The sequence below is a fragment of the Roseateles saccharophilus genome (genome assembly GCF_031458095.1).
Taxonomy (GTDB): Bacteria; Pseudomonadota; Gammaproteobacteria; order Burkholderiales; family Burkholderiaceae_C; genus Pelomonas; species Pelomonas saccharophila_A.
In genome coordinates this window covers 831,906-843,451 of the sequence record NZ_JAVDXU010000003.1, presented here as the reverse complement: position 1 = coordinate 843,451, position 11,546 = coordinate 831,906, and the positions used below count along the sequence as shown (strand labels likewise).

General features: G+C 67.5%; 12 protein-coding genes. 11 read left to right on the top strand and 1 reads right to left on the bottom strand.

The window, feature by feature from the left end:
* Nucleotides 1-125 precede the first annotated feature (125 nt).
* A complete protein-coding gene (locus J2X20_RS22815; protein ID WP_310269962.1) occupies nucleotides 126-758 on the top strand; it encodes a 2'-5' RNA ligase family protein in 633 nt (210 codons plus the stop codon).
* Between the two features lie 57 nt (nucleotides 759-815).
* On the opposite strand, the gene ychF is transcribed toward J2X20_RS22815, so the two are convergent.
* Nucleotides 816-1,910 (bottom strand): redox-regulated ATPase YchF, encoded by a 1,095-nt coding sequence (gene ychF / locus J2X20_RS22810; protein WP_310269957.1) that lies wholly within the window; start codon nucleotides 1,908-1,910, stop codon nucleotides 816-818.
* A gap of 124 nt (nucleotides 1,911-2,034) precedes the next feature.
* On the opposite strand from ychF, the gene J2X20_RS22805 reads away from it, so the two are divergent.
* The 10 genes from J2X20_RS22805 to J2X20_RS22760 all read left to right on the top strand — a co-directional run bounded on the left by J2X20_RS22805 (nucleotide 2,035) and on the right by J2X20_RS22760 (nucleotide 11,545).
* Nucleotides 2,035-3,156 (top strand): FAD-dependent monooxygenase, encoded by a 1,122-nt coding sequence (locus J2X20_RS22805; RefSeq protein WP_310269954.1) that lies wholly within the window; start codon nucleotides 2,035-2,037, stop codon nucleotides 3,154-3,156.
* 81 nt (nucleotides 3,157-3,237) lie between these two features.
* Complete coding sequence (locus tag J2X20_RS22800) at nucleotides 3,238-3,912, top strand: DsbC family protein (RefSeq protein WP_310269951.1); 675 nt, start codon at nucleotides 3,238-3,240, stop codon at nucleotides 3,910-3,912.
* Nucleotides 3,913-3,916: 4 nt separating this feature from the next.
* On the top strand, nucleotides 3,917-4,354 hold the full coding sequence (locus tag J2X20_RS22795) for a DUF3429 domain-containing protein (protein ID WP_310269948.1): 438 nt from the start codon (nucleotides 3,917-3,919) through the stop codon (nucleotides 4,352-4,354).
* On the top strand, nucleotides 4,354-6,066 hold the full coding sequence (locus tag J2X20_RS22790; protein ID WP_310269945.1) for a M61 family metallopeptidase: 1,713 nt from the start codon (nucleotides 4,354-4,356) through the stop codon (nucleotides 6,064-6,066). The genes J2X20_RS22795 and J2X20_RS22790 overlap by 1 nt, the downstream gene beginning before the upstream one ends.
* 7 nt (nucleotides 6,067-6,073) lie before the next feature.
* The gene (locus J2X20_RS22785; protein WP_310269942.1) at nucleotides 6,074-7,165 is read left to right on the top strand and encodes a DUF3108 domain-containing protein; all 1,092 of its coding nucleotides are present in this window, start codon (nucleotides 6,074-6,076) and stop codon (nucleotides 7,163-7,165) included.
* A complete protein-coding gene (locus tag J2X20_RS22780; RefSeq protein ID WP_310269939.1) occupies nucleotides 7,162-7,950 on the top strand; it encodes an enoyl-CoA hydratase in 789 nt (262 codons plus the stop codon). Before J2X20_RS22785 ends, J2X20_RS22780 begins: the two co-directional genes overlap by 4 nt.
* Nucleotides 7,951-8,133: 183 nt before the next feature.
* The gene (locus J2X20_RS22775; RefSeq protein WP_310269936.1) at nucleotides 8,134-8,505 is read left to right on the top strand and encodes a DUF4148 domain-containing protein; all 372 of its coding nucleotides are present in this window, start codon (nucleotides 8,134-8,136) and stop codon (nucleotides 8,503-8,505) included.
* A 117-nt stretch (nucleotides 8,506-8,622) separates the two neighbouring features.
* Nucleotides 8,623-9,648 (top strand): substrate-binding domain-containing protein, encoded by a 1,026-nt coding sequence (locus J2X20_RS22770; RefSeq protein WP_310269933.1) that lies wholly within the window; start codon nucleotides 8,623-8,625, stop codon nucleotides 9,646-9,648.
* 8 nt (nucleotides 9,649-9,656) lie between these two features.
* The gene (locus tag J2X20_RS22765; RefSeq protein WP_310269930.1) at nucleotides 9,657-10,799 is read left to right on the top strand and encodes a sugar ABC transporter permease; all 1,143 of its coding nucleotides are present in this window, start codon (nucleotides 9,657-9,659) and stop codon (nucleotides 10,797-10,799) included.
* Entirely contained in the window at nucleotides 10,796-11,545 is a 750-nt protein-coding gene (locus J2X20_RS22760) for an ATP-binding cassette domain-containing protein (protein WP_310269928.1), read from the top strand. The genes J2X20_RS22765 and J2X20_RS22760 overlap by 4 nt, the downstream gene beginning before the upstream one ends.
* The last annotated feature ends 1 nt before the right edge of the window (nucleotide 11,546 follow it).

Sequence of the window (11,546 nt, the reverse complement as noted above, 5' to 3'; positions counted from 1 at the left end):
AGTGCGGATTCCCGTGTGAAAGTAGGTCATCGTCAGGCTATTTATTAAGCCCAACGCCCCAGTATCGAAAGATGCTGGGGCGTTTGTGCTTTGGGCGCTCCAAATATTAAGAACGGAACCCCAGCATGTCCGCCGACGACCAACTTGATCTACTCGGTTTTGCTGACTTGGACCCGCCCTGGGCGCCCACAACACCAGCAGGTCGCAAGCCGGCAAGCGAGTACGAACTGTTTCTGGCGCTTCGGCCTGATGTGGTTGGTCAATATGGGGCGCTGCGTGCCGATGTCGAGCTCCTTCAGCAGCGCTATCGGACGCTGGCATCCAAGCTGCGCAAGCCATCGCTTTGGCACATCACCTTGCTGGAACTTGGCAAGTTCAAGGGCAACTACCCGCGGGCGGCCCTGAACGCGATCGAGGCGGCTTGCGACAGCGTCGTGAGCCGTCGCATCCCCGTTGCGCACGAAGGGCTGGTCAGCTTCAAGCCCAGCAATGCCTGCGTCTTGACCTGCTCAGCGACCACAACGCAGGCCGTCACTCAGTTGCAGCAAGACCTTGCGGCGGCATTCCGAAGCCGCAGGATCAAGTGCAAGCCATCGTCCGGGGCCCATATGACGCTCTTCTACGACAGCGAGCACCACCTGCCGATGACGCCGCTGGATCAGCCGCTGAGCTGGATCGCCGATGGCTTCGCGCTGCTCTGCAGCCACAAGGGCCTGGGTTATCACGAGCCGGTTCGATACTGGCCTGCCAAGCCCTGAATTCCGGCAACAAAAAGGCCAGCATCAAGCTGGCCTTGCTTGCTGAGCGTTTGGCGATCAGACGTTGAAAAGGAAGTGCAGCACGTCGCCATCCTTGACGACGTATTCCTTGCCTTCAGCGCGCATCTTCCCGGCGTCCTTGGCGCCTTGTTCGCCCCGGTACTGGATGAAATCGTCGTAGGCGATGGTCTGGGCGCGGATATAGCCGCGTTCGAAATCGGTGTGGATGACTCCGGCGGCCTGCGGGCCGGTGTCTCCGACATGGATGGTCCAGGCTCGCACCTCCTTCACGCCTGCGGTGAAGTAGGTCTGCAGGCCCAGCAGCTTGAAAGCAGCGCGGATCAGACGGTTCAGGCCCGGCTCGTCCTGGCCCATCTCGGCCAGGAACAGGGTGCGGTCCTCGTCGCTCATGTCGGCAAGTTCGGCTTCGGTCTTGGCGCAGATGGCGACGACGGGAGCGTTCTGGCCGGCGGCGTATTCGCGCAGGCGATCCAGGAAGGGGTTGTTCTCAAAGCCGTCCTCGGAGACGTTGCCGACGAACATGGCCGGCTTGGCGGTGATGAGGCACAGCGGCTTCAGCACAACGAGTTCTTCCTTGCTGAACTCGATGGAGCGTACCGGCTTGGCTTCGTCCAGTGCGGCTTGGCACTTCTTCAGCACCTCGACGAGGCGCGCCGCTTCCTTGTCACCGCCGGCCTTGGCGACCTTGCTGTAGCGCACCAGACTCTTCTCGACCGTGCCGAGGTCAGCCAGGCAGAGTTCCGTCTGGATGACTTCGATGTCGGCGATCGGATCGACGCGGCCATTCACGTGAATGACGTTGGGGTCCTCGAAGCAACGCACGACGTTGACGATGGCATCCGTCTCGCGGATATGCGACAGGAATTGGTTGCCCAGACCTTCGCCCTTGCTGGCCCCGGCGACGAGGCCAGCGATGTCGACAAACTCCACGACGGCCGGCATGACGCGCTCGGGCTTGACGATCTCGGCCAGAGCCGCGAGGCGTGGGTCGGGCAGTTCAACGATGCCGACATTGGGCTCGATGGTGCAGAAGGGGTAGTTCTCGGCGGCGATGCCGGCTTTGGTCAGGGCGTTGAAAAGCGTGGACTTGCCGACGTTGGGCAGGCCCACGATGCCGCATTTGAGGCTCATGACGGGTCTTTCTGGTGGGGCGGCAACTGGCGGAGGGTCAGTGCCGAAGCTGGTGATTTTAGTCGGCCGGCGCCCGCCTGCCCCGAGCCCCAGCGCGGTCATACCCCCTGCCTACAATCGGCGGATGCAAAGCGTGGATGTATTGGTCAGAGGTCGAGGCGCGGTTGGCAGCAGCCTGGCGTTGAGCCTGGCGGCGCAGGGGCTGAGTGTTGGCATGACCGGCGCGTCCGAAACGCCCCGGGCGGACGATGTGCGGACCTACGCGCTCAACGCGGCCTCGGTGGCGCTGTTGACCGAGTTGAAGATCTGGGACAGCCTGCCCGCCGACGCCATCAGCCCGGTCTACGACATGGTCGTCAGCGGCGACACGGGTGCAGATCAGGCTGCCGGCCGGCTGAGTTTTTCGGCTTGGCAGCAGGGCCTGCGCGAACTGGCGGTCATCGTCGACGCCGCTGCACTGGACGCCCAGCTGGCCACCGCGCTGCGCTTTTCTCCCCATGTCCATAACGTCGCCGACGGCACGCCGACTGCGCTGACGGCCCTTTGCGAGGGGCGCGAATCGGCCGCGCGCGCTGCGCTGGGCGTGGCGTTCAAGCCCAAGCCCTATGGCCACCGTGCCCTGGCCGCAAGACTGAGCGCAGACCAGCCTCACCAGGGTGTCGCCCGCCAGTGGTTCCAACCGGGCGGCGAAGTGCTGGCCCTGCTGCCTTTCGAGAAGCCGGTGCCCGGGGCGTCCTATGGCCTGGTCTGGTCCTGCGCCGAGGCGCGGGCCGAACAGTTGCAGGCCATGCCGGACGCGGACTTCGAACGCGAACTCAACGCCGCCACTGGCGCTGCGGCCGGAGAGCTGAAGCTCGGCAGCGAACGCTCGAGCTGGCCTCTGGCCTTGGCCAGGGCAGATGCAGTCAGCGGCGCGGGCTGGGTGCTGCTGGGCGACGCCGCCCACATCGTCCATCCCTTGGCCGGCCAGGGATTGAACCTCGGCCTGGGCGATGTCGCCGCGCTCGCCCGCGTGCTGGCCCAGCGCGAAGCCTGGCGGCCGCTTGGCGACGAACGCCTGCTGCGCCGCTACGCGCGCGAGCGCCTCGCACCGACGCTTGCCATGGGCGAGCTGACCGATGTGCTGCAGCGCCTCTTCGCCCATTCCTCTCCCGCCGTCCAGGGCCTGCGCAACCGCGGCCTGGATGCCCTCAATCAACTCACCCCCGTCAAGCGCTGGCTGACCCAGCGTGCTCTCGGGCTCTGACCTCCAACCGGCCTCATCACCGTGCGCTTCATCGTCCTCCGCCTTCTGGCCGTCGTTCTTGCCACCCTCAGCCTGCCTGCCTTGGCCAATGAAGCTGCCATCCGCAAGGCCTTCGCCGAGCGCATGCCCAATGCGCCCAAGATCGACGAGGTCCGGCCCGCGGCCATGCCGGGGCTGTGGGAGGTGCGCATCGGCAATGAGATCCGCTACACCGACGCAGGGGCCAATTTCCTCATCGAAGGCGAGCTCTTCGATCTGAAGGCCAAGAAGAACCTGACCGAGGAGCGCGTCACCCAACTCAACCGGATCGACTTCGCCAGCCTGCCCTTCAAGGATGCGGTCATGTGGAAGAACGGCAACGGCAAGCGCCGCATTGCCGTCTTCGCCGATCCCAATTGCGGCTATTGCAAGCGCTTCGAGAAGGGCCTGCAGGAGCTCAAGGACGTCACCGTCTACACCTTCCTCATCCCCATCCTGGGCGGGGACTCCCCCGAGAAGACGCGCGCGATCTGGTGCGCCAAGGACAACGCCAACGCCTGGCTGGGCTGGATGCTGAAGGGCGAGCAGCCCGGCAAGCCGCCGGCCTCCTGCGATGACGCCGCCATCGAGCGCAATCTCGCGCTGTCGCGCAAGATCCATGTGAACGGCACGCCAGCCATCCTGCTGGAAGACGGCAACCGCATCCCTGGCGCCGTTGGCCCGGTGGAACTGGAGAAGCGCCTGCAAGCCCTGGCCGCGGCGGCCAGCAAGTCCTGAGACGATGAGCGCCGATCGCCGCGAGCTCGCGCATCGCCTGGGCTATGCCGGCCTGATGCCCTTTCTGCTCGGTTGCGCGCTGATCTGGCTGATCGGCGACCGGGACCTCGACCAGCACACCTTTGTCAGCCTGGCCATGTCGGCCTATGCCGGCCTGACCATCGCCTTTCTCGGCGGCATCCATTGGGGCCTGTCCTTCGCCGGTGGCCTGCCGGCGCGTCAGCCCCTGGTCTGGGGCGTCTGCGCCATGCTGCTGGGCTGGCTGGGCGTCGTGATGCCGCCCTATGCAGGGCTGGCCCTGCACGGCGGCGTGCTGGTCGCCTGCTATCTCGTCGACCGGCGCGTCTATCCTCAGCTGGGCGCGGCCGATTGGTTGACGCTGCGCTTCCGGCTCACGGCCGTTGCGGCGCTGAGCTGCTTCCTCGCCGCCGCGGGCAGCTGATGCGCGGGCCGAGCTACCGCGTCGAGCTGGCCGACACAGCGGCCCACCGCTATCGCGTCACGCTGACTCTCACCCATCCAGCGGCCGAGCAGGTCTTCAGCCTGCCGGTATGGATTCCGGGCAGCTATCTGGTGCGCGAATTCGCCAAGCAGCTAAGCCGCTTGACGGCCCGGCAGGGCAGCAATGAGCTGACGGTCGAGCAGCTCGACAAGGCCAGCTGGCGCGTGCGTTGCAGCGGCCGTGCGGCCCTGGTGCTGAGCTACGAGGTCTATGCCTTCGACGCCTCGGTGCGAACGGCGTGGCTGGACAGCCAGCGCGCCTTCTTCAATGCCAGCAGCTTGTGCCTGCGCGCCCACGGCCGTGAAGCTCAGGCGCATCGCATCGAGCTCGCGGGCCTGCCCAAGGGCTGGCGTGTCGCGACCGAGATGCGTGCCGCGGATGACGGCGGCTGGCAGGCCGCCGACTACGACGAACTGCTCGACCATCCCTTCGAGATCGGCCCGCACTGGCAGGGCGAGTTCGTCGCGGCCGGTGTGCCGCATCGCATCGTCGTGGCCGGCGCCTGGCCCAGCTTTGACGGCGAGCGCCTGCTGGCCGACGTCCAGCGCATCTGCGAGACCCAGATCGGCTTTTGGGGCGCAGCGCCCTTCGAACGCTACAGCTTCCTGCTCTGGGCGGTGGACGATGGCCATGGCGGGCTGGAGCACCGTGCCAGCACGGCCCTGATCTGCGCGCGACGCGAGTTGCCCACGGCCGCCGAAGCCGCAACGCCGAGCGACAACTACGCCCGCCTGCTGGGCCTGTTCAGCCACGAATACTTCCATGCCTGGAATGTGAAGCGGCTGCGCCCGGCGGAGTTCGCCAGCTTCGACTACCAGCGCGAGAACTACACCGAGCTGCTGTGGTTCTTCGAGGGCTTCACGAGCTATTACGACGAGCTGATGCTGCGGCGTGCAGGTCTGGTCGATGGACCGCGCTATCTGAAGCTGCTGGCCGCTTCTGTCAATGGCGTGCTGGCCGGCCCTGGCCGGCAAGTGCAGCCGCTGGCGTCGGCGAGCTTCGAGGCCTGGACCAAGTACTACCGGCCCGACGAGAACAGCGTCAATGCGGCGAGCAACTACTACGCCCAGGGTGCTCTCGTGGCCCTCTGTCTGGACCTGAGCCTGCGCGGGCGCAAGTCCAGCCTGGACGCTCTGATGACGCGGCTGTGGAAGCGCAGCGCCGGCGGCCCCATCAGCGAGGCCGACATCCTGGCGGCCGTGACGGCCCTGGGCGGCGCAGACATCGCGGCGCAGTTGCAGGCGTGGGTGCATGGCACCGACGAGCTGCCGCTGCGCGAGCTGCTCGAAGGGCAGGGTGTCACCTGGCGCGATGAAGGGCGCGCGAGCGTTGCCCAACGCCTGGGGTTGCGTGTGCGCGAGGCGGCGCTGACGGGTATTGGCGTCACCCATGTGCTGACCGGTGGCGCCGCCGAGGCGGGCGGCCTCAATGCGCGCGACGAGATCCTCGGCTGCAATGGCTGGCGGCTGCGCCGGCTCGACGATGTGCTGAGCCTGCTGGGCAGTGGCGGGACCCGGCTGCGCCTGCTCGTCAGCCGCGATCAGCGCCTCGTTGAGCTCGACGTCGACCTGCCGGCCTCGCGCTCTGCGGCCGTCGCGCTGACGCTGGCCGACGGTCCTCACGCCACACGCCGCCGCTGGCTCGGCGCCTGAGCCCACGATGAGAACACCGCGGCCACCGGGCCTGCTGGTGCTGGCCGTGCTGATGCTGCATCTGCTGCTGGGCCGGGAGGTGCAGCGCATCCAGGAGGGCTGGGTCAGCGACGGCCCGCCACCCATGCCGCCGCGCATGCAGGTGGCCCTGGTGCGGGAGATGCAGCTGCAGGAGCCGCCCGCCATGCGCGCACAGCCGCCACGGCGATCGAAGCCGCGGCAGACGCCAGTGCCCCTGGCCGCCCCTGCGCTGCCGGCAAGCGCGGCCTCGGCTCATGTGCCTGAGGCCACCCCAGTGCCGCCTGGCGAGCCTGTCGTGCAGGCTGCATCGGCGCCCGCCGAAGCCGCATCCGTCGCCATGGCTGCATCGGCGCCGGCCGATGGCGAGCCCGGTCCCGAGTGGCCGCTGTCCACGCGCCTGAGCTATGTGCTGACGGGCAACTATCGCGGCCCGGTCAGCGGTCAGGCCCAGGTCGAGTGGCTGCGCCAGGGGCGCGACTATCAGGTCCACCTGGACGTCGGCGTCGGCCCTGGCTTCGCGCCGCTGATCTCGCGCCGCATGAGCAGCCAGGGCTTGCTGACGCCCGAGGGCATTGCGCCGCAGCGCTATGACGAGGAGACCAAGGTCGTTCTCAGCGATGCCCGGCGCGCCAGCGTGTTCTTCCTCGGAACCCAAGTCCAGCTCGCCAGCGGCGCGCGCGAGCCGTCGCAGCGTGGCGCGCAGGACTCCGCCAGCCAGTTCGTCCAGTTGACCTGGCTCTTCCTGACCGGCCGCGAGCCGCTGCAGGCCGGACGCACCGTGCAGTTCCCGCTGGTGCTGCCACGCCGGCAATACGCCTGGCAATACGAAGTGGTGGGCGAGGAGATGCTGGACACGCCGATGGGCCCCTTGGCCAGCTGGCACCTCAGGCCGACCCGGGCGCCTGCCGGTGGCGACCTGGCCGCCGAGGTCTGGCTGGCGCCGTCGCTGCAATTCCTGCCCGTGCGCCTGCTCATCCGCCAGGACGCCGACACCTATATCGACCTCATGCTCAGGAGCGCGCCGCTGCAAGCCGCGCCAGAATCAACCAACGGCATCCCCAGGAGACTGTCCCAATGACCTATGAATGCATCATCACCGCCGTCCACGGCGAAGGCCCGCGCAAGACCGCGCTGATCACGCTGAACCGCCCCAAGGCGCTGAACGCGTTGAACGACCAACTGATGGACGAGATGGGCGAGGCCCTGCTCGCCTTCGACGCCGACGACAGCATCGGCTGCATCGTGCTGACCGGCTCGGAGCGCGCCTTTGCGGCCGGCGCCGATATCCCGACCATGCTGCCCCACACCTTCGCGACGGCCTTCAAGAGCGGCCTGATCTCCAAGAACTGGGAAACCATCCTGCAGGTGCGCAAGCCCGTCATCGCCGCGGTGGCCGGCTTTGCCCTCGGCGGCGGCTGCGAGCTGGCCATGATGTGCGACTTCATCATCGCCGCCGACTCGGCCAAGTTTGGCCAGCCCGAGATCAAGCTCGGCATCGTGCCCGGCGCCGGCGGCACCCAGCGCTTGCCGCGCGCCGTCGGCAAGAGCAAGGCCATGGACATGCTGCTGACCGCCCGCATGATGGCTGCAGCCGAGGCCGAGAGCGCCGGCCTGGTGTCGCGCGTCGTGCCGGCCGACAAGCTGCTGGAAGAGGCGCTGGCCGCGGCCGAAACCATCAATGGCTTCAGCGGCCCCTCGGTCATGCTGATCAAGGAACTCGTCAACCTCGCCTACCAGGGCCCGCTGACCGATGGCGTGGCCGTGGAGCGCCGCTATTTCCATGCGCTGTTCGGCAGCCATGACCAGCGCGAAGGCATGGAGGCCTTCCTGGCCAAGCGCGCGCCGAACTTCGAACACCGTTGATTGGATGTGGCGAAGCGATGACGATCTAGGGATGACTGTTTGCGTCAAATGAATAGTCAGTTCCCGCCAGCCTAGTATTTCTACTGAGGCCGGCTCCCTACAGTTCGGGCCATGGACACCGCGGTCGCGATGTCCGAATGACCCCAAGCAGGACGTTCCTGCCAGTAGTTGAAGGAGCCCGTCATGAGCAAGCTGTCCACCGTCATCGCCGCCATCGCCCTCGTCGCCGCGGGTGCCGCATCCGCCCAAACCGCCACCCCGCTGACCCGCGAGCAAGTCGTTGCCGACCTGGTCGCCGCCCGCAACAGCGGTGAACTGGCCGCCATCCAAGGCGAAAAGGGCGTCGAAGTGACGACCCCCGCCAGTGCCAAGGCCGCCGTTGCCACTGCCAAGCTGCCGCGCCAAGCCATTCTGAGCGTCAAGCCCACCGAAGTGCGCGCTGACGAGAAGACGGCCGCCGCCCTGGCTGCCGATCATGGCGAGAACGCCGCCCGCGAACTGGGCGACTTCCCGGCCCGCATCGTGCGCCCCGCCACCGGCCTGGCTTCGCGTTAAGCCGAGCGCTGAAACAAAGCGGTTTCAAACCGATGAAAGGCGACCCGAGAGGGTCGCTTTTTTGTTGCCTGCGTTCCTAGAATCCGCGGCCCGCACGACAAGGGCGTTGGAGACAAGATGCGAATGCAGCAGATGTGGGCAGCGGCGACGCTGTTGACGGCCTCGATGACAGCGTTGGCTGCCGGCCCGGTGGTCGGCGTGAGCTGGTCCAATTTCCAGGAAGAACGCTGGAAGACCGATGAGGCGGCGATCAAGGCCGAACTCGCCCGCCAGGGCGCGAGCTATGTGTCAGCCGACGCCGGTGGCTCTCCCGAGAAGCAGATCGGCGACGTCGAATCGCTGCTGGCCAAGGGCGCCAAGGTTCTCATCATCCTGGCCATGGACAAGGACGCCATCATCCCGGCCCTGAACAAGGCCAAGGCGCGCAAGGTGCCGGTGGTGGCCTATGACCGCCTCATCGAGGCCCCCGAGGTCTTCTACCTGACCTTCGACAACCGCGAGGTCGGTCGCCTGCAGGCCAAGGCCGTGCTGGCCGCCAAGCCGCAGGGCCGTTACGTGATGATCAAGGGCTCGCCCAGCGACCCGAATGCCGACTTCCTGCGCGCCGGTCAGCAGGACGCGCTCGCGGATGCAGTGAAGAAGGGTGACGTGAAGATCGTCGCCGAGGAATACACCGACGGCTGGAAGCCCGAGGTGGCGCAGAAGAACATGGAACAGATCCTGACCCGGCTGAAGGGCGGCGTCGACGCGGTCGTGGCCAGCAATGACGGCACGGCCGGTGGCGCCATCGCCGCGCTGGGGGGCCGTGGCATCAAGGGCGTGCCGGTCAGCGGCCAGGACGCCGACCATGCCGCGCTGAACCGCATTGCGCTGGGCACGCAGACGGTCTCGGTCTGGAAGGACTCGCGCGCGCTTGGCAAGGAGGCCGCAGCGGCCGCCGTGCAACTGGCGGCGGGCCAGAAGGTCGACGGTGCCGCGCCCTGGGCCGGCGGCGAGCGCAAGGTCTCGCTGCAGGCCAAATTCCTCGCGCCGGTGGCCGTCACGCAAGCCAATCTCGACCAGGTCATCAGCGCCGGCTGGGTGTCCAAGGCCGTCGTCTGCAAGGGCGTGGATGCCGCCAAGGCCCCGGCGGCCTGCAAATAGGAGAGGCGATGAGCGCCCAGACCCAGCGGCTCGCCGTCATGGTGGCCGTGCTGGTGGCCATTGCCATCGGCTTTCACGTCCTCACCGGCAGCTTCCTGACGGCGGAGAACCTCTACAACATCGCCCAGCAGACGGCCGTCGTCGGCATCGTCGCCAGCGGCATGGCGCTGATCATCGTGGCGCGCCAGATCGACCTCGCCGTGGGCTCGCTGCTTGGCGCCGTCGGCGTGCTGATGGCCTGGCTGCAGTACACCCAGGGTTGGTCGGTCGTCGCCTCGTTGTTCGCAGGCCTGGGCTTGGCATTGCTGGTCGGCCTGTTCCAGGGCTGGCTGTCGGCCGTCATCGGCATCCCGTCCTTTGTCGTGACGTTGGGCGGCCTGGTGTCGCTGCGCGGCGTGGCTTTCCTGATCGCCGACGGCAAGACCCAGCCCATCACCGAGCCCTGGCTGCTGGCTCTGGGTGGCGGTCTCGACGGGTCTCTTGGCGAGCGAGGCAGCTGGATGCTCGGCGTTGTGCTGGTCGCCCTGCTTGTGGGCTGGCAGCTCGTGCAGCGCCGCGCGCAGCTCCGGGCCGGCGGCGTGCCGGCCGACGTGAAGCATGAACTGCTGAAGGCCGGTCTCGCGGCGCTGGCGGTCTTTGGCACCGTGGCCGTCTTCAACGCTTATCGCCTCGAAGGCCAGGAGCAGGGCCAGGGCCTGCCGCTGCCGCTCGTGATCTGGGTGGCCGTCGTGTTGCTGCTGGGCTTTATTGCCAAGCACACGCGCTTCGGCCGCTATGTCTACGCTATCGGCGGCAACCCGGACGCGGCGCGCCTGGCCGGCATTCCGGTGCGACGCGTGATGATCCAGCTGAACCTGCTGCTGGCGGCCCTCGTGGCGCTGGCTGCCATTGTCGCGATGGCGCGCCTGAACGCGGGCACCAACTCCATGGGTACGGGCATGGAGCTGACCGTCATCGCGGCGGCCGTCATCGGTGGCGTGAGCCTGGCCGGTGGCAGCGGCAGCGTCGGCGGCACCGTGCTGGGCGCCCTCATCATCCAGAGCATCGACAGCGGCCTGCTGCTGACCGATGTGGCCATCGGCTGGCGCATGGTCGTGCTCGGCCAGGTGCTGGTGGCAGCTGTTGTCTTCGACCGTGTGGTGCAGAAATGAGCGCTTTGCTTGAAGTGCGCGGAGCGCGCAAATCCTTTGGCGGCGTGCATGCGGTGGATGGCGTCTCCTTGAGCCTGGCGCCCGGCGAGGTGCTGGCGGTGCTGGGCCACAACGGTGCCGGCAAATCCACGCTGATGCAGATGATCGCCGGGGCGCTGCCCTTCGATGGCGGCGAGCTGCTGCTGAATGGCGGGGCGGTGAGGTTCGCGAGCCCGGCCGACTCGCGAGCCGCCGGCATCGAGACCATCCACCAGAAGCTGGCCCTGGCCGACAACCTCGACTCGGTCGCCAACCTCTTCCTCGGCCGCGAGATGCGCACCCGCCTGGGGCTGCTCGACGACGCCGCCATGCGGGCCGCGGCCGTGCCGCTGTTCGCGCGGCTGAATCCCAACTTCAAGAACATCGCCGATCCGGTGATGTCCCTGTCGGGTGGCCAGCGTCAGGTGGTGGCCATTGCACGCGCCCTGCAGTTCAAGGCTCGCGTGCTGATCATGGACGAGCCCTGTGCGGCCCTGGGCCCGGCCGAGACGGCCATGGTGCACGAGCTGATCCGGCGCCTCAGTGCCGAGGGCGTGGGCATCCTGCTGGTCACTCACGACATGCCAGACGTCTTCGCGCTGTCCAACCGCCTGGCCGTCATGAAGAACGGCCGCCTGGTCGGCGTGACCCAGACGGCCGCGGTGAACGAGGACGAGGTGCTGGCGATGATCATTGCGGGCAAGGCGCCCGCATCGCTCGCCGCCTGAC

Bases quoted from the DNA above. Each gene is read 5' to 3' on its own strand.
- J2X20_RS22815 (WP_310269962.1), top strand. From the start codon at position 126: ATGTCCGCCGACGACCAACTTGATCTACTCGGTTTTGCTGACTTGGAC.
- ychF (WP_310269957.1), bottom strand. From the start codon at position 1,910: ATGAGCCTCAAATGCGGCATCGTGGGCCTGCCCAACGTCGGCAAGTCC.
- J2X20_RS22805 (WP_310269954.1), top strand. From the start codon at position 2,035: ATGCAAAGCGTGGATGTATTGGTCAGAGGTCGAGGCGCGGTTGGCAGC.
- J2X20_RS22795 (WP_310269948.1), top strand. From the start codon at position 3,917: ATGAGCGCCGATCGCCGCGAGCTCGCGCATCGCCTGGGCTATGCCGGC.
- J2X20_RS22790 (WP_310269945.1), top strand. From the start codon at position 4,354: ATGCGCGGGCCGAGCTACCGCGTCGAGCTGGCCGACACAGCGGCCCAC.
- J2X20_RS22785 (WP_310269942.1), top strand. From the start codon at position 6,074: ATGAGAACACCGCGGCCACCGGGCCTGCTGGTGCTGGCCGTGCTGATG.
- J2X20_RS22780 (WP_310269939.1), top strand. From the start codon at position 7,162: ATGACCTATGAATGCATCATCACCGCCGTCCACGGCGAAGGCCCGCGC.
- J2X20_RS22775 (WP_310269936.1), top strand. From the start codon at position 8,134: ATGAGCAAGCTGTCCACCGTCATCGCCGCCATCGCCCTCGTCGCCGCG.
- J2X20_RS22770 (WP_310269933.1), top strand. From the start codon at position 8,623: ATGCGAATGCAGCAGATGTGGGCAGCGGCGACGCTGTTGACGGCCTCG.
- J2X20_RS22765 (WP_310269930.1), top strand. From the start codon at position 9,657: ATGAGCGCCCAGACCCAGCGGCTCGCCGTCATGGTGGCCGTGCTGGTG.
- J2X20_RS22760 (WP_310269928.1), top strand. From the start codon at position 10,796: ATGAGCGCTTTGCTTGAAGTGCGCGGAGCGCGCAAATCCTTTGGCGGC.